This window comes from Methylobacterium organophilum (assembly GCF_022533465.1).
In the GTDB taxonomy this organism is placed as follows: domain Bacteria; phylum Pseudomonadota; class Alphaproteobacteria; order Rhizobiales; family Beijerinckiaceae; genus Methylobacterium; species Methylobacterium organophilum.
This window is the reverse complement of sequence record NZ_CP092848.1, coordinates 5,114,809-5,131,281: the sequence shown is the minus strand read 5'-3', so window position 1 is coordinate 5,131,281 and position 16,473 is coordinate 5,114,809. Positions and strand designations below refer to the sequence as shown.

At 66.5% G+C, this 16,473-nt stretch carries 17 protein-coding genes; 10 read left to right on the top strand and 7 right to left on the bottom strand.

Annotation, left to right across the window (positions count from 1 at the left end):
- Positions 1 to 15 precede the first annotated feature (15 nt).
- Complete coding sequence (recR, locus tag MMB17_RS24290; RefSeq protein WP_241100552.1) at positions 16 to 621, bottom strand: recombination mediator RecR; 606 nt, start codon at positions 619 to 621, stop codon at positions 16 to 18.
- A 168-nt stretch (positions 622 to 789) separates the two neighbouring features.
- Between recR and MMB17_RS24285 the strand changes: the two genes are divergently transcribed.
- Both MMB17_RS24285 and MMB17_RS24280 read left to right on the top strand, forming a co-directional pair.
- Complete coding sequence (locus MMB17_RS24285) at positions 790 to 1,224, top strand: EVE domain-containing protein (protein ID WP_238310028.1); 435 nt, start codon at positions 790 to 792, stop codon at positions 1,222 to 1,224.
- 115 nt (positions 1,225 to 1,339) lie between these two features.
- Positions 1,340 to 1,957: a ParB-like protein gene (locus tag MMB17_RS24280; RefSeq protein ID WP_241100551.1), complete on the top strand. Its 618-nt coding sequence runs from the start codon at positions 1,340 to 1,342 to the stop codon at positions 1,955 to 1,957.
- Here the strand turns inward: MMB17_RS24280 and MMB17_RS24275 are convergent.
- Positions 1,954 to 2,436, bottom strand: a complete 483-nt coding sequence (locus MMB17_RS24275) for a disulfide bond formation protein B (RefSeq protein ID WP_241100550.1) — start codon at positions 2,434 to 2,436, stop codon at positions 1,954 to 1,956. The two genes, MMB17_RS24280 and MMB17_RS24275, sit on opposite strands and share 4 nt — an antisense overlap.
- Positions 2,436 to 3,017 (bottom strand): YqaA family protein, encoded by a 582-nt coding sequence (locus tag MMB17_RS24270; RefSeq protein WP_238310031.1) that lies wholly within the window; start codon positions 3,015 to 3,017, stop codon positions 2,436 to 2,438. Before MMB17_RS24270 ends, MMB17_RS24275 begins: the two co-directional genes overlap by 1 nt.
- 362 nt (positions 3,018 to 3,379) lie before the next feature.
- Between MMB17_RS24270 and MMB17_RS24265 the strand changes: the two genes are divergently transcribed.
- The 6 genes from MMB17_RS24265 to MMB17_RS24240 all read left to right on the top strand — a co-directional run bounded on the left by MMB17_RS24265 (position 3,380) and on the right by MMB17_RS24240 (position 9,184).
- On the top strand, positions 3,380 to 3,976 hold the full coding sequence (locus MMB17_RS24265) for an acyltransferase (RefSeq protein ID WP_241100549.1): 597 nt from the start codon (positions 3,380 to 3,382) through the stop codon (positions 3,974 to 3,976).
- A 327-nt stretch (positions 3,977 to 4,303) separates the two neighbouring features.
- The gene (gene glmM / locus MMB17_RS24260; RefSeq protein WP_241100548.1) at positions 4,304 to 5,644 is read left to right on the top strand and encodes a phosphoglucosamine mutase; all 1,341 of its coding nucleotides are present in this window, start codon (positions 4,304 to 4,306) and stop codon (positions 5,642 to 5,644) included.
- Between the two features lie 183 nt (positions 5,645 to 5,827).
- Positions 5,828 to 6,694, top strand: a complete 867-nt coding sequence (locus tag MMB17_RS24255) for an outer membrane protein (protein ID WP_241100547.1) — start codon at positions 5,828 to 5,830, stop codon at positions 6,692 to 6,694.
- 172 nt (positions 6,695 to 6,866) lie between these two features.
- Entirely contained in the window at positions 6,867 to 7,706 is an 840-nt protein-coding gene (locus tag MMB17_RS24250; protein ID WP_241102285.1) for an outer membrane protein, read from the top strand.
- Positions 7,707 to 7,909: 203 nt separating this feature from the next.
- On the top strand, positions 7,910 to 8,821 hold the full coding sequence (locus tag MMB17_RS24245; protein ID WP_241100546.1) for an outer membrane protein: 912 nt from the start codon (positions 7,910 to 7,912) through the stop codon (positions 8,819 to 8,821).
- Positions 8,822 to 8,905: 84 nt separating this feature from the next.
- A complete protein-coding gene (locus tag MMB17_RS24240) occupies positions 8,906 to 9,184 on the top strand; it encodes a hypothetical protein (RefSeq protein WP_241100545.1) in 279 nt (92 codons plus the stop codon).
- 26 nt (positions 9,185 to 9,210) lie between these two features.
- Here MMB17_RS24240 and MMB17_RS24235 read toward each other — a convergent pair whose 3' ends face one another.
- Complete coding sequence (locus MMB17_RS24235; RefSeq protein WP_241100544.1) at positions 9,211 to 9,759, bottom strand: HNH endonuclease; 549 nt, start codon at positions 9,757 to 9,759, stop codon at positions 9,211 to 9,213.
- 502 nt (positions 9,760 to 10,261) lie between these two features.
- Here MMB17_RS24235 and MMB17_RS24230 point away from each other — a divergent pair.
- Together MMB17_RS24230 and MMB17_RS24225 are read left to right on the top strand one after the other, a co-directional pair.
- Positions 10,262 to 13,006 (top strand): DUF3772 domain-containing protein, encoded by a 2,745-nt coding sequence (locus MMB17_RS24230; RefSeq protein ID WP_241100543.1) that lies wholly within the window; start codon positions 10,262 to 10,264, stop codon positions 13,004 to 13,006.
- A 109-nt stretch (positions 13,007 to 13,115) separates the two neighbouring features.
- Entirely contained in the window at positions 13,116 to 13,565 is a 450-nt protein-coding gene (locus MMB17_RS24225) for a CAP domain-containing protein (protein ID WP_238310196.1), read from the top strand.
- A gap of 66 nt (positions 13,566 to 13,631) precedes the next feature.
- Here MMB17_RS24225 and MMB17_RS24220 read toward each other — a convergent pair whose 3' ends face one another.
- The 3 genes from MMB17_RS24220 to MMB17_RS24210 all read right to left on the bottom strand — a co-directional run bounded on the left by MMB17_RS24220 (position 13,632) and on the right by MMB17_RS24210 (position 16,449).
- Positions 13,632 to 14,294, bottom strand: a complete 663-nt coding sequence (locus MMB17_RS24220) for a Phasin (protein WP_241100542.1) — start codon at positions 14,292 to 14,294, stop codon at positions 13,632 to 13,634.
- Positions 14,295 to 14,569: 275 nt separating this feature from the next.
- Positions 14,570 to 14,923, bottom strand: a complete 354-nt coding sequence (locus MMB17_RS24215; RefSeq protein ID WP_238310040.1) for a phasin — start codon at positions 14,921 to 14,923, stop codon at positions 14,570 to 14,572.
- Positions 14,924 to 15,159: 236 nt separating this feature from the next.
- On the bottom strand, positions 15,160 to 16,449 hold the full coding sequence (locus MMB17_RS24210; protein WP_241100541.1) for a glycosyltransferase family 4 protein: 1,290 nt from the start codon (positions 16,447 to 16,449) through the stop codon (positions 15,160 to 15,162).
- Positions 16,450 to 16,473: the final 24 nt, after the last annotated feature.

Here is a 16,473-nt window from a genome sequence, read left to right as displayed (position 1 = left end):
AAATGGACGGAATGGTTAGAACGCCGTGCGGCTGCGGATCGCCGCCGAAAGGGTGCCCTCGTCGAGATAGTCGAGCTCGCCGCCCACGGGCACGCCATGGGCGAGCCGGGTCACGGTGAGGTTCAGGGAACGCAAGGCCTCGGTCACGTAATGGGCCGTGGTCTGGCCGTCGACGGTGGCGTTGAGGGCGAGGATCACCTCCCGCACCCGGGGGTCGGAGGCCCGCTCCACCAGCCGGTCGATGTTGAGATGCTCCGGGCGCACCCCGTCCAGGGCCGAGAGCACGCCGCCGAGCACGTGGTAGCGGGCGCTCACCGCGCCGGAGCGCTCCAGCGCCCAGAGATCGGACACGTCCTCCACCACGACGAGGGTGGTCGGATCCCGGTTCTCGTCCCGGCAGACGGTGCAGGGATCGCTGGTATCGACATTGCCGCAGGAGGTGCAGGTGACGATCCGCTCGGAGGCGACGCGCATCGCCTCCGCCAACGGCCCGAGCAGGGTCTCCCGCTTCTTGATGAGCTGGAGCGCGGCACGACGGGCCGAGCGGGGGCCGAGCCCCGGCATGCGCGCCAGCAGCTGGATCAGGCGCTCGATCTCCGGGCCGGCGACGGCTTGCGGCATGGTCTCTCTGCTTCGCGGGGATGCTTCACGGATGCGGCGGCGCGGACGGGCCGCATCCGCCTGTAGATAGGCATTTCCGGAGCCGACTGCATCCGCTTCGCGCCTGTTGGCACAGGCCTCGCCCCCCGGCTAGAGCGAAGGCCTGTTGCCGCCTCCGGAGACGCGCCCGTGGCCCATTGGCTGTTCAAGTCCGAGCCCTCGACCTGGTCCTGGGACCAGCAGGTGGAGGCCGGGGAGGCGGGCACCTTCTGGAACGGCGTGCGCAACCACCTTGCCAAAAACCAGATGCAGGCGATGCGGGTCGGCGAGCGCGGCTTCTTCTACCATTCCAACGAGGGCAAGGCGGTGGTCGGCATCGTCGAGGTGATCCGGCCCTATTACCCCGACCACACCGACGAGAGCGGCCGCTTCGGCATGGTCGATGTCCGCGCCGTCACCGCGATGCCGAAGCCCGTGACGCTCGAGGCGATCAAGGCCGAGCCGGCCCTGAAGGGCATGGCCCTGGTCACGAATTCCCGCCTCTCGGTCCAGCCCGTCACCGATGCGGAATGGAAGACCGTCTGCGCCATGGGGGGACTGACCGGCGGCCTCTCCGAGGACTGATCCCGGCCGGGATCCGAAATCCCGAAAATGTCTCCCGGGAACGTGAAGCGCGACCGCTTGCCGTGGGCGGCATTGCGCCCTTCCTCTTGCCGACCTTTCAGGAGGAGTGAGTCCGATGGCGCCCCGTGAACCCCTGCTCAAGCCTGTGCCGATCGCTGAGTTGCGCCCGACGCAGATGACCGTCGGCTACCGCGAGGTCGAGGAAAAGCGCAGGCGTTGGCGCGAGCACGATCCCGAGAAGAAGGCCGCCTTCCTCGGCTCGCACATGATCCCGACCCTGCTCGGACCGAAAAAGCGCCATTACGTCATCGATCACCACCACCTGTCCCGGGCACTGCTCGAGGAGGGCGTCGAGAATGTGCTGGTGACCGTCGTGGCCGACCTGCACAAGCTCGACAAGGACGCCTTCTGGACGGTGGCCGATCACAAATCCTGGGTGCACCCTTACGACTCGGATGGCGTGCGGGTCGGCTTCTCCGACATCCCGAAGGCGATCAGCGACCTGTCCGACGATCCCTTCCGCAGCCTCGCCGGCGAGCTGCGCCGGGCCGGCGGCTTCGCCAAGGACACGACCCCGTTCAGCGAGTTCCTCTGGGCGGACTTCCTGCGGCGCAACCTGAAGCGCAAGCAGGTCGAGCACGACTTCACCCAGGCCGTGGAGGAGGCATTGGCGCTGGCGAAATCCCAGGATGCCGGCTACCTGCCGGGCTGGTGCGGGCCGATCGAGAGCTAATTCCGTGCGCGAAGCGCCGCGCTGCCCGACAGCGCGGCGAGGGCCAGGGAGATCAGCGCGCTCCAGCCGGCGAGCGAAATCCCGAGGACGCGCAGGGCAGCCGTGCTGCAATCCACCACCCGGACCGAGTTGAGGTTCTTCAGGAAGTCGCCGACATCGGCGGGGGCAGCCCCGGCGCCCCCCCCGCAATCGCTCGGACCCAGCCAGAACCCCCATTCCGCCCCGGCATGGTAGGCGCCCAGAGCCGCGCCGTAGAGCAGAGCCAGCGCGCAGAAGCCGAGGGCCAGCCGTGCCGCCCGCGCCGGCAGGATCGCAGCGAGCAACGCCACCGGGACGACGGCGTAGTACGGGATGCGCTCTTGCAAGCAGAGCTTGCACGGCACGTAGCCGAAGCCATGCTCCAGGACGAGGGCGCCACCCACCGTGAGCGCTGCGGCGAGGGCGACGGCGAGCGCCGCGAGGCGGAGCGTCGGCCGCATTACAGCATCGCCTTGAAGGCGACGAAACCGAGGATCACCACCGCAGCGAACAAGGCCACGGCCACGTTCAGGTGCCGGTCGAGCACCGAGCGAATGCTCACTCCGTAGCGGCCGAGCAGCCCCGCCAGCACGAAGAAGCGGGCGCCGCGGGTGATCAGCGACAGCAGCACGAACCAGAACAGGTCATAATGGGCGAAGCCCGAGGTGATGGTGACGAGCTTGTAGGGGATCGGGGTGAGGCCTTTGAGCAGGATCACCCAGTGGCCGTATTTGGCATAGGAGGCCTGGAAGGTCTCGGCCTTGTCGGCGAGCCCGTAGAGGTTGAACAGCCACTGCCCGACCGAGTCGAACAGGAGGGCGCCGATGGCGTAGCCGAGCAGCCCGCCGAGCACCGAGGCGACCGTCGCGATGCCAGCGTAGAACCAGACCCGGTCCGGCCGGCTCACCCCCATCGGCACCAGCATCGCGTCCGGCGGCACCGGGAAGAACGAACTCTCGGCGAAAGAGACCGCCGCGAGCGCCCAGGGGGCGGAGGGCTTGGCGGCGAGCGCGAGGATCCACGCATAGAGGCGGCGAAGCATGGTCTCTCGTCCGGAGGGAAAGGCCGCGCCCTTTCAGCACAAGCGCGGGCGGAAGGCGAGGGCGATCCCGCAGACGGAGTTTTTCGCGAGCGGGGCAGCGCGGCCCTCACGAGCGCCGGACCGGTCTCTGAATAGAGCAGACAAGGCAATGCCGTGGGACTTTTGGTTTATCAGAGCGATCCTTGGCACGACACGCGTATTTCGAATTCCAGGGCCGCCAATTCACAAAGCATCTATATGATATCAGAAAATCAGAAAATCAATTTTCGGATAATATTATGCCGATTTTGAAATGAAAACCCACTTCACCGGATTGAACAGGAAAGATATGATGGCAGAGTAACGTGAGGGAGGGGGCTAACTTGCCGATAACAATCAACGAGCAATATCCAGGATCAAACAAGATCTATTTATCAGAGTCATTGCGAGAAAGTGGAAATAGCACTTTGGAGATATTTGGAAAAAATAACACGATAGAAATCCTAAACCCGATCGCTTGCGCGCATTTATATATTAAAATTACAGGCGACAACTCCATTAAAATAGATCATAACTGCGTGCTCAATGGGGTGAACATCCACCTCCTTCAACCCGGATCCCTGGATATCGGGGAGGGAACGGGCTTCAACGGCCATTCCAACATCCATATGCACGAGAGCGCAAAAATCACGATCGGACGGCATTGCTTGATTGCTGCCGGAACGAATTTCGCATCATCGCATATTCACAAGATCGTTGACGCCGCTACAGGCGAAAGATTGAATCCACCCGGCGACATCACCTTGGAAGATCACGTCTGGAGCGCGGGATCGGTCCATTTCTGGGGCGGCTCGTATATCGGTCGAGACAGCGTTGTTGGTCAGGGAACAATGGTGTCCAGGAAGAAATTTCCGCCAAACAGCCTTATTGTTGGAACTCCAGCGCGAATTGCGCGCGAAGGAATCAACTGGGAGTTCTAATCGGCTGGGATTTCGACAGAATCTCTACGGAAGAAGCTTCGCGATTAAATTTTGAGCCACATCCTGAAGTCTGGTGCCGCCCCTTCGATTGAGGCCACAGCGGAGGTAGGAATCGCGACGCAGCAAAGGGCGGTCACCTCTTGCGCGTCGCAACGACGCGCGCCCCCGGCATGCGCCCCACAGACGCCCGCCGAGATCGCCGCCCATACCTGACAGGTTAAGGCAGCCCCGATGCGGTCACCATCGATTTGCCACGCTTCGATACCAGCCCTCCAGAACTTTGCGGTAAAAGGGCACCGAGGGGCCCACGCGAGCGGGATCGAGAACGTGCGGAAATATTTCGGAACCGATGGCGTGCGCGGACGGGCGAATGGCGTGATCACGCCGGAGCTCGCCCTCAAAGTGGGCCAAGCGGCGGGCGTCATCTTCCAGCGCGGCGATCACCGCCACCGGGTCGTCATCGGCAAGGACACGCGCCTCTCCGGCTACATGATCGAGACCGCCCTCGTCGCCGGCTTCACTTCGGTCGGCATGGACGTGCTCCTGCTCGGACCGATGCCGACCCCCGCCGTCGCCATGCTCACCCGTTCCATGCGGGCCGATCTCGGCGTGATGATCTCCGCTTCGCACAATCCCTTCGAGGACAACGGCATCAAGCTGTTCGGTCCGGACGGTTTCAAGCTCTCCGACGAGGTCGAGCTGGAGATCGAGGCGCTGATCGACGGCGACATGCGCAAGAGCCTCGCCGGCGCGCAGGATCTCGGCCGGGCCAAGCGGATCGAGAGCGTGCATGCCCGCTACATCGAGTTCGCCAAGCGCACGCTGCCCCGCCACGTCACCCTGGAGGGCCTGCGCGTTGTGGTCGATTGCGCCAACGGCGCCGCTTATCGCGTCGCCCCGGAGACCCTGTGGGAGCTCGGCGCGGAGGTGATCTCCATCGGCGTCGAGCCCGACGGCTTCAACATCAACCGTGACGTCGGCTCGACCGCACCGAACGCCCTCATCAGTAAGGTGCGCGAGCTGCGCGCCGATGTCGGCATCGCGCTGGACGGCGATGCCGACCGGGTGCTCATCGTCGACGAGAAGGGCCAGAAGGTCGATGGCGACCAACTCATGGCCGTCGTCGCCCGCTCCTGGAAAGAGGACGAGCGGCTGACCCAGCCAGGGCTCGTGGCGACGATCATGTCGAATCTCGGCCTGGAGCGCTATCTCGGCGGACTCGGCCTGACCCTGGCTCGCACCGCGGTCGGCGACCGTTACGTGCTCGAGCACATGCGCGAGCATGGCTACAATCTCGGCGGCGAGCAATCCGGCCACATCATCATGTCCGACTACGCCACCACCGGCGACGGACTGGTGGCCGCCCTGCAGCTCCTCAGCGTGGTCAAGCGCCTGGAGCGGCCGGTGAGCGAGGTCTGCCACTGTTTCGACCCGCTGCCGCAGATCCTCAAGAATGTCCGCTTCCGCTCCGGCGAGCCCCTGCGGGCCGACTCGGTCGTCACCGCCATCGCCCAGGCCAAGCAGCGCCTCGGCAATGGTGGCCGGCTCGTCATTCGCCCCTCCGGCACCGAGCCGGTGATCCGCGTGATGGCCGAGGGCGACGATCACGACCTGGTGGCGGAGGTCGTCGACGAGGTCGTCGATGCGGTGGCCCGCGCGGCCGCCTGAGATCATGGGGCGGCGGGCGGCCGCGCCGCCCGCTTGTCGCAGAAGCATTTGGACGAGCGAGCGCTTCGTCAAGCTTAGTTTTTAACGTTAAGCTGGACTTAACCGAAGCGGAGCAAAGTCACACGCGTCTTCTGATGGCCGGCTCTCGGATTCCGGCGCTGCACGACGAGTGAAGGACAGTCCATGAGCCGCCCCACGCTCTCCGCACTGGCGGGGTGCCTCACGCTCCTCGCGAGCGTCGCCGCCCCCGGCCTCACCTACGCCGCCGATCTGCTTCCTCCGCCGCCGCCCCCGCCCGCGCCCATCCCCGTCGAGGTCGGCGGCGGCTGGTACCTGCGCGGCGATGTCGGCGTCGGCGCGACGGAGTTCGACAGAATCGCGCTTCGCACCAGCGGCGGTATCCCCGGCGGCTACCACACGGAAGGGGAGTCTTTCGGCAGCACCTACTTCGCCGGCGCCGGCATCGGCTACCAGTTCAACAGCTTCCTGCGCGGCGACGTGACCGGCGAGTATCGTGGCGGCGGCCGCGTGAGCTTCACGGACGTCTATAACAGCGCCTACGGCGACGGCACGCCGGGCACGGGCCTCGACTACAACAGTGGCAACGTCTCTTCCGTCGTCGTGATGGCCAACGCCTATTTCGACCTCGGCACCTGGTACGGCCTCACGCCCTATATCGGCGGCGGTGCCGGCTCGGCCTTCCACCACCTGAGCGGCTTCACCGATATCGGCGCCGGCACCGCCATGGGCGGCTACGGCATCGCCCGGCCGAAGAACACCACCAGCTTCGCCTGGAACCTGCAGGCAGGCATCACCTACGACATCACCGCCAATTTCAAGGTGGATGTCGGCTATCGTTACATGAACCTCGGCAATTTCAGCACCGGTACGGTGAACTGCTTCAACAACGGCTGTTCGGATTCCTATGGCTACAAGATCAAGGATCTGACCTCACACGATGTGAAGATCGGTCTGCGCTACCTGATCGGCGCAGCCGCCCCGGTCTACGTGCCGGACTACGCGCCGGGCCCGCTGGTACGGAAGTACTGATCTCTCATTTTCGATGTCATCGAGGCGGCACAGACAACCTGTGCCGCCTTTTTATTTTTAGAACTATGCTTTTAAGCAAATTATAACCCTTGGAAAGCAAAAATATGGAAGCTTGAAGATGGTTTTTCGCGCCGTCTTCCATCTCCTCGAACTCGATCGGAAGCCCTTGGCCATGGCGGTATCGCGTCCATGCTGGAACCGGCTTGCTCTGGCCCTGCTCGCTACCGGCACAGCCAATGGCGCGCGCGCCGCGGACCTTCCGCCGCCTCCCACGCCCATCGCCCAACCCGTCGCCGTCGGGAGCGGCTGGTACCTGCGCGGGGATTTCACCGAGAGCGTGTTCGACCATCCTCACGATGCCACCCGGCCGGATCCGAACGACCCGGGCATGCCGCCCCTGGTCGGCCTCCGCCTCAGCCGGGAGCCCGGCTATGGCGGCGGCGTCGGCTACCGCATCAACGAGTGGCTGCGGGTCGACGCAACCATCGACCAGCGCACCCCGGCGGCCTTCTCGGCCTATTCCTCGCGTTCCAACTTCGTGACCGGCCGCAACCTCGAAGCGGGCGACCTGAGCGCGCTGACGGGCTTGATGAACGTCTATGCCGATCTTGGCACTTGGTGGGGCTTCACGCCCTATATCGGGGCTGGGGTCGGCGTGGCGCAGAAGGACGTCCACCACGCCTATACGCAGACGACCTGCTTCGTAGATGGCTGCGACGGTGCCCCGGGCAGCGGGGCGCGCACCGCCGTGGCGCGCCCGGACAAATCCGTCGCTTCCCTGGCCTGGGCGCTCACGGCCGGTCTGTCCTACGCGGTTGGCGCCGGCTTCAGCATCGACGCGGCCTACCGCTACGTCGATCTCGGACGCGCCAAGAGCGGAACCGATCCCTATGGTGGCAGCACCCGCCTGAAGGACCTCACCGCAAACGAGTTCCGCATCGGCCTGCGCTACCAGTTCGCCGGCGGACTCCTGCCGGGCGCCTTCGGGCCGGCCTCGCCCTACGGCAACTGAGACTCTCGGATCCGACACCACGGGAGGCGACCGGCGCCCTAAGCCGCCGGTCGCCTCCGCACGTTTGTTCAAAATCGGGACAAGTAGGACTTGCTCAGATTGCTTCAGCGGAAAGATCAATACCGAAAATTAAGGTTACCAAAGTAAGACGTCATCATCGCTCGGCAACGGACGCTCGCGTTGCTGCCCTGAGGACGTTGAAGATGCGTAGACCAGCCCTCGGTTTCCTGGCCGTCCTGACCCTGCCGGGCGCCGCTGCCGCGGCCGATCTGGATTACGGCGTGCTGCGTGGGCCGGAATATGAGGAGAGCTACGCCTCCAGCACAATCGACTGGAGCGGCGTCTATGTCGGCGGCCACGGCGGATACTCGTCGGGTGCCTTCGGCTTCCGGAACACCTTCCAGCCTATCGTCGCCAACATGCTACGCTCAACCGTAGTCGAAAACGACATAAGCGCGTCGACTCTGCTCCAGGCGCACACCGATCGCCAGGGCGGAAGCACATTCGGCGGATTTGCTGGCTATAATGTGCAATTCGACGATATCGTTCTTGGTGTGGAGGTCGACTACACGCGGGCGGGACTCATCGGCGCGACCACAGACTCCATCCGCCGGTACATGACGACGCCGAGCGACGGCTATCTCACCCATGTAAATCTGTCGGGTCTGGCGAGCACCAAGATCGAGGATTACGGCACGATCCGCGCCCGCGCAGGCTATGCTCTCGGCAACTTCCTGCCTTTCGTAACGGGCGGTCTCGCGATCGGCCGCGCCCGAATCGCCGACAACGTTGCCGTGCAGACCTACGGCTACGATCAGGCCGCCTACAAAGCCAATATCGGCCTCGACGCAAGCAAGCAAACCTACGTCAACCACTACGGCTATTATAGCTTCGATCAGGCGAATCCGGCTGCTGGCGTTCCTTTCAATCCAGAGTTTTTTGGTCGCACGAAAACCAAGGTCGTTGGCGGCGTCGCACTCGGCACAGGTCTCGAATACGCGATCACGCCGAATATTCTTCTGCGTGGCGAGTACCAGTACGTCTATTTTAACGATTTCGACGGCCACAAGCTGAACCTGAACACCGTGCGCGGAGGCGCGGCCGTCAAGTTCTGATCTCGGCTTAATCCTTTTGGAAAACCCGCCGCGCTAGCCTTGCCGAAGGTGCCGGCTCACGACTCCCATCACCACGAGCGGAATATGCGGCGCACGCTTCTCATCTCCGGCAGCCTGATCCTGGGGCTCGCCGGCTTCGCGCCGGGGATGGCACAGGCTCAGGGTTACGGGGAGGGAGGCTACGCGGCCCCTCGGCACCGCCCCCATCCGCTCCGCCGCCTGCCGCCCCCGGACGTGCGCTACCGTGATCCGCGGGGCGAGTTGCAGCTCCGGGCGGCGCACGTCTCCACGATCCAGGCCTATCTCCCACGGCCGACCGACGTCCCGATCTACAACGCGCCGCCGCCGCGCTTCCCGCAATAGATTGCTCGCCCCCCTCGCCGGCGGCCTTAGCTGTCGAGCTCGCTGTCCCAGTACAGATAGTCGAGCCAGGTGTGGTGGTATTGCCGGTGGTCGAATTCCGGCTGGCGGCGATGCAGCTCGTAGCGCGTCGGCCGACGGGGCTCGTTGAGCAGCGGCATCTCCGCCTGTTCCGGCGTGCGGTTGGCCTTGCGCAGATTGCAGGGGCTGCAGGCGGCAACCACGTTTTCCCAGCTCGACAGGCCACCCTTGGAGCGCGGCACCACGTGGTCGAAGGTAAGGCCGCCGGAAGGTAGGCGCAGGCCGCAATACTGGCAGGAAAAGCCGTCGCGCAGATAGATGTTGTAGCGGGTGAAAGCCGGGCTGCGCGCGAGCGTCACGTAGTTCTTCAGCGCCACCACGCTCGGCACCTTGAGCGAGCGGCTCGGCGAGCGCGCCTCGGTGTGGTAGCTCGCGACCAGGGTAACACGGTCGAGGAACAGGGCGGTGAAGGCGTCCTTCCAGGACCAGAGCGAGAGCGGATTGTAGGAGAGTGGCCGATAATCCGCGTTGAGGACGAGTGTCTGGAGATCCATCATCGGCACGGTTCTCGACTTGCGGGGAAACGGGGGCAACGCGTCGGATCGAACGATCGCGCTGCCCCGAGCGGGCGATAGAGGGGCGCCCTCCGGCCCGCCTGCCGGCGGACTGACGGGGTGGGCGCGCGGCGCGACCGAGTTCGAAAATCGAGGGGACCAAAAGGCCGGATCGCGGCATCGTCCGCGCTCCAGGGGAGAGCGGAGAACCTGAAGTTCGCGCGCCAGCCAGCGTATCCGGCGGCCAGCGCCGCTTCCTCGCGGAATGAGGAAAGGGCCAAGTCCATCGCCGCTTAGTCTAATATCAGGGTGACAGGCTTGTGAAGGTTGTTCGACGGCGGCACGACACCGCGCCCACAGGCCGCATGGGTTCAAACCCTCGCTCGGTTTCGGCCATATTGCGGCGCAAGACTCGGCAGGGCCGCGTGAGGCCCTAGCTGACGGGTCGGCCCGCGGCCACGCGGCATGACATGGCCGCGCGTTAGGTCCCTGACCAAGGATGATGATGGTTCGACGGTTCTTCCTTTCCCCGCGGACGGCCACCTTCGCCGCCCTTCTTGCGAGCGTGGTGGCCCTCTCCCCCGCTGCCGTCACGGCGCAGGGAACGGCGCCCGCTCCGGCGCAGACGGTGCCACCGGCGCAGGGCACCGCACCGCCCGCACAACCGCAACCAGGGCACGAGCAGGGAAAGACGGCTCCGGCACAGCCACCACAGGGTCAGGCGCCCACCGCCGCGGCACCGCCCCCCAAGCCGGTGGTGAAAGCGCCGACGGCGGAAGCGCTCCAGAAGATCCGGGAGCGCCTCGACGAGATCAAGAACGATCTCGATGCCCGCGAGAAGACGGTCACCGGGCCAAATGTCGCCGCGGGGGATTTGACTCGTGCGCGCGACGGACTGGACGCCGTCTCCGACCGGATCCGCGGAATCATCGACTTACTCACCCCCGGCCTCGAAGCGGCTCGGGAGCGTCTTACCCAGCTCGGCCCGAAGCCGAAGGAAGGTGAGGAAGACGCGGATCTCGCCAAGGAGCGGGCCGAGCGCGAGCAGGCCGTGACCGACATCGACGGCACCCAGCGCCTCGCCAAGTCGCTCCTCGTCCAGAGCGAGCAGATCGTCGATCAGGTGACGAACCGCCGCCGGGCGGCCTTCACCCGCGGCCTGTTCGAGCGCACCTCCGGCCTGGTCAGCCCGGATCTCTGGATGCGCGTCGCCAACGACGTGCCCCGCGATCTGCGCGGCCTCCAGAGCGCCTTCGAGGACATCGTCTACCTGTTCTCGCGCAACGGCACGATCTGGAATCTGCTGCTCCTCGGCCTCGCCTTCGGCGTGTCGATCGCCCTCTATATCGGCCGGCGCAACATCGCCCCGGCGTTGGGGCGGCGCGATGCCAGCGTGACCAATCCGTCCCGGCACAGGAAGCTCCTCGCCGCGTGGCGGGTGCTGCTGCTCGGCACCGGCCCGGCGATCGCGGGCAGCTACGCCATCTACTACGCCCTGGACGTGACCGACCTGCTGCCGCAGCGGCTCCTGCCGGTGGCGAGCGCGATCCTGATCGGCCTCGCTTTCATCGCCTTCGTCCAGGCGCTCTGCGATGCCCTGCTCGCCGTCGGCAAGCCCGCCTGGCGCCCGGCGCCGGTCTCGGACGCCGCCGCCTGGCGCATCTCCACCCTCGCGGTCAGCATCGCCGTGGTCATCACCGTCTCGAAATCGGTCGAGGCCCTGAATGCCGGGATCTCGGCGGCCTTGCCGATCTCGATCGCCACCCGCGGCATCGGCGCGGTGGCCGCGGCCCTGCTGCTGGCGATCGGCCTTCACCGCTTCGCCGATACGGCGGAAAAGGAGGAGGCCTGCTTCGGCCCCTACGTCGCCACCGAGACCTCCACGGGGATCGGCGGCCCGCTGCGCATCCTCGGCTGGGTCGCGGTGGCCGTGGTCGGGCTCGCGCCCCTCGTCGGCTACGTCGCCCTCTCGGCCTTCCTCGTCGACCAGCTCATCTGGACGGCGAGCCTGATCGTGCTGCTCTGGCTGTTCATCGCCAGCGTGGACACCTTCATCGGCAGCACGCTGACCGAGGACACCAAGCTCGCCACCGCGCTCCAGGCCAATACGGGCCTGCGCAAGCGTTCCCTCAACCAGATCGCGGTGCTTGGCACGGGCGCCGCCCGCGTCGTGCTCATCGCCGTCGTCGCGCTTCTGGCGCTCGCACCCTGGGGGCTCGATTCCACCGACGTGTTCTCGTCGGTGCGCAGCGCCTTCTTCGGCTTCAAGGTCGGCGACGTCACGATCTCGCTTTCCTCGATCGTGTTCGGCGTCGGCATCCTGGTGCTCGGCGTGGTCATCACCCGCGCCGTCCAGCGCTGGCTGGAGAACACCTACCTGCCGGCCACGGATCTCGATGCGGGCCTGCGCAACTCCATCGCGACGGTCGTCGGCTATTTCGGCTTCCTCCTGGCCCTGGCCCTGGCCTTCTCCTATCTCGGCCTGAGCCTCGAGAAGCTCACCATCGTCGCCGGTGCCCTCTCGGTCGGTATCGGTTTCGGCCTCCAGTCGATCGTCAACAACTTCGTCTCCGGCCTCCTCCTGCTCTGGGAGCGGCCGATCCGGGTCGGCGATCAAGTCGTCATCGGCGACAGCGAGGGCATCGTGCGGCGCATCTCGGTGCGCTCCACGGAGATCCAGACCTTCGACCGCTCGGCGGTGATCGTGCCGAACTCGAACCTGATCTCCGGCGTGGTGAAGAACCGCGTCCGCGGCGACCGCACCGGCCGGGTCATCATCTCGGTCAGCGTCCTGCGCAATCAGGATCCGGTGCGGGCCGCCGAGATGATGGTGTCCTGCGCCGCCGCCCATCCCGACGTGCTGAAGGAGCCGCCGCCCCGGGTGGTGTTCAAGAAGATCGGCGACCCGTTCCTCGACTTCGACCTGATCGCCATGGTGACCGACGTCAATCTCGGCCAGAAGGTGCAGAGCGACCTCAACTTCTCGGTCTTCGCGACCCTGTCCGAGGCGGGCTTCATCCCCGCCATGGGCCCGGCCTCGAGCTTCGTCACCGTGCAGGGCCTCGAACCCGTGCGGGACGCTCTCAGCCAGATCGCCGGCGCGGTCGTGGTTCAGAGGCCCCCGGACGGCGCGCAGGATACGACGGAGGGCGATGCCCGCGAGCTCCCGCCGGGACGCGACGAGGTACGGCGCGCTACGCCACGCGAAGGCAGCCGCGACACCGGCGGGCGCACGCTCGGCACGAACTGACCTTGAGCGGACGGGCAGGACATCCCATTTGGGAAAGCCCTGCCTGCCCGAGACCCGTTTCGTGACCGGACGCCTGCCGCTTCTCGCCGCGCTCTGCGCCGCCGCCTTCATGCTCGGCGGTTGCGCCGGAGAGGTCTCGCCGAATGCGGCGGTCCCGAGCATGTACCTGCCGCTCACCACGCAGAGCGCCGCCGTCGACACGGCGGCGGCCCGGGACATGATCTCGGCCTACCGCCGCAACAACGGCGCGGGGACACTGACGATCGACCCCGAATTGCAGAAGCTCGCCGAGACAGAGGCCGCCGCCATGGCGGTGGCGGACAAGCCCAGCAACAGCCAGACCGTACGCAACGCGATCGGTCGGCTCGGCTATGCCGGAGCGGAGGCGAATCTCTCCGCCGGTTATCACACCCTGGCGGAAGCCTTTTCCGGCTGGCGGGAGAGCAAGCCCCACAACGCGGTCATGCTGGATCCCAACGCCACGCGGATGGGGATCGCCACGGCCTACGCGCCGGGCTCCAAGTACAAGGTCTACTGGGCCCTGCTCGTCGCCCGATGAGAAACGGGCGGCCCCTCGCGGAAGCCGCCCGTCGAGACATCTCAGGGCTGGTGCAGCGCCCGGGGCTCAGTGCCGCGTCGCCGATTCCGTGAAGCGGTTCGCCGAACGGACGATGTCGCTGATGCAGGTCAGCGAAGCGTCGGCGACACGCTGAAGCTCGTCCACTTGGAGGCGGATCACCTCGGCGGGAGAGGTCGCCTTCGACAGCGCCTGGATATGGGCCAGGGCCGCAGCCCCCTCGCTGCGGGCATAGGCAACGAGGGTCGCATTGATCTCGTTGAGGGGCGCGAGGGACGGCACGAAGCCGAACGTGGCGCTGGCCCGGAAGAAGGGGGTCGGCTTCGCGACGGGAGCCTCGGGGGAGGCCGCCGCGACAGGCGCGCTCTCCGCAACGGGCACTGGGGGCTGTTCCGGAACGGCCTCGGCAACGGCCTCCGTGGCGATCTCCGTGACAGCCTCGGCCGTATCGGAGCTCACCTCGACAGCGTCCTGAGTGGCCTGCACTACGATCTCCACGGCCTGCTCGGCCTGCGCGATCGTCTCCTCGACGACGGCCTCGCTCGCTTCGACCGTCGTCTCGATCGGATCCGGATCCGCGATGCCCGCCTCGGGGATCTCAGGCACCTCGGGGGCACCGGCGTCCAAGGTCTCGGCCTCGGTCGTATCCTCGGCCTCCGTCACCGGGGTCTCGACCGGCGATTCGGTCTCGGGAGCGGCCTGGGTTTCCAAAGACCGCCCGTTCGGCGGGACCTGGCCCCGCCTCGTTCTGCGCCGTATCGTCGACATGAACCGCTCTCCTCCGCTTGCTGCACCATCGGCACGCCGGGCGTCCGGACGCCGAAAGCCCGAGCGGATGCACTCAGCAGACTCCGACGCGGCGGAAGCGCCGCGAGGCGTCATGCAGTCTCGCACCACCGGGGCTGCAGGACTGCGGCTGGACCCGCCATGCGGCGGGTCTCAGCGTTCGGCGGGGGCGCGACTCCCCCGCCACGCACGCCCTCCGCTTAGCGGGCGACGCTCTGCGCGAGAGCGCCGAATTCCTTCGCCTGAGCCTGGAAGGCGGCGAACTGCGTCTTCACGTACTCGGACTGAAGCTCGAAGGCCTCACGCGCGTCGCGGGTGCGGACGAGCTTCTGGGCGTAATCGAAGGCGGTGTTGGCGTTCGCCTGCGCGTTGTCCAGGCCCTTCAGAACCGCGGCGTGGAGCGCCGACTGGATCGAGGTGGCGGACGAGCCGAGCTGCTCCGAGGTCTTCACGGCGCCGTTGATGAAGGTGCCGAAAGCATTGCGAGCCTGATCGACGCTCTTCTCGGCGAAATCGCGAAACTCGGTCGGGATCTCGAAAGTCTGGGTGCTCAAGGCTGTCTCCTTCACATGTCGCAGAGCAACGCACCCGGAACGGCATGCGTCCGCGAAGACATATGTTGCAGCGCAACATGAAAGTCAAGAAGGAAGTTTCCGAGAGAACACCCCTGGGGGCTCGCAGCTGCAAAATTGCGCCGAATCTCTCGTTCGAAAACCCAGACTAACGGCCCGGGATCCGGGCAGTCAACGCATTCGGCGACACGAAATATCGCAATGCAATAATTCAAGATTCAGAGGTGGCCCGCGGCTTCGCCGGCGCGAATGAGCTCGTTGGCCGGCTCAGATCCGGCGCGAAAGCTTTTCTGCTTCGTGTCTGCCGCGGCCGCGATCTTGCGGTAGAGCGCCAAGAGTGCATCCGCATGGCGCGACATCGTCATCGGAGCCGACCAATAGGCGTCGTACGCCGCCCGGCCCATGGCGCCGACGCGCCCGTCATCGACGCATTGCCGGAAGACGGCAGCCAAGGCGCCTACTTCGGGCTCGGCGACGAAGCCCGTCCGCCCGTTCTCCACCTTCTCGGCCGCTCCAGACCGGCGCGAGGCGACGACGGGGATGCCCCGGGCCATCGCCTCATAGATCGTCAACGGCCCGGTTTCGTACCAGCGCGAGGACGCGCAGACCGCCCTGGCGCGGCGTACGAGGATCGCCTCCACCTCCTGTGGGGAGCGCCAACCGACGAGCTCGGCGCCCTGCGCCGCGAGCTCCGCCTCCAGCGGCCCCGCGCCGATGAACAGAGCTGGGATCCCAGCCTCGCGCGCCGCCGCGGCGACGAGATCGGCGCCCTTCTCGCGGGTCAGCCGGCCAACATAGACGATGGCGTCGCCCCGGGCAGGCTCGGCCGGCACGGCCTTCTCCACGCGCACCGGGTTGTCGACCCGGTGATGGCGCAGGGTCCGGCCGGCGAGGAGAGATCCGATACGGCCGACGCTTGCGTCGCAGACATGGATCACGTCGAGGGGCGCGCGTCCGAGTGCCATGCGCAGGGCCGCGGTCCGGCCGAGACGCACGAGCTTGTGCAGGCGGCTCCTCGGATCGCAGGCGGAGGCGAGGCAGCCCGCGGAGAGGGGTCGGAGCGTGCAGGGCTCCGACCGGTCGAAGCGGTAATAGACGCCGGTCGGGCAGACGAGGAAATAGTCGTGCAGGGTCAGCACCAGCGGCGCCTGCGCGTTCAACAGTACGGGGAGCACGCTGGGGGAGAGGGCCCGCGTCCACTGGTGGAGATGCAGGATATCCGGCGGCCGGGGCAGGGCGGCGAGGGCGGCCGCGAGACGGCGCGCCGCCTCCGCGCTCCAGATGCCGGCGACCGCCGCCCGCACCGCCGGCAGGTTCCAGACGTCCTCGAGGCCGAGGCAGATCCGCTGCAGACGGGGATGGTCGAGGAGCGGGTCGGCCTCCCCCGACACCGCCTGGAGATAGGTGACGTCCACCCCGGCCTCGGCCAAGCCGCGGGCGGATTCGAGCGCCACCTTCTCGGCGCCCCCGCTCGCGACGGCGAACTCGGCCAGGACGACGACGTGCATGGCGGCCCCCGGCCCCGCGTCTTC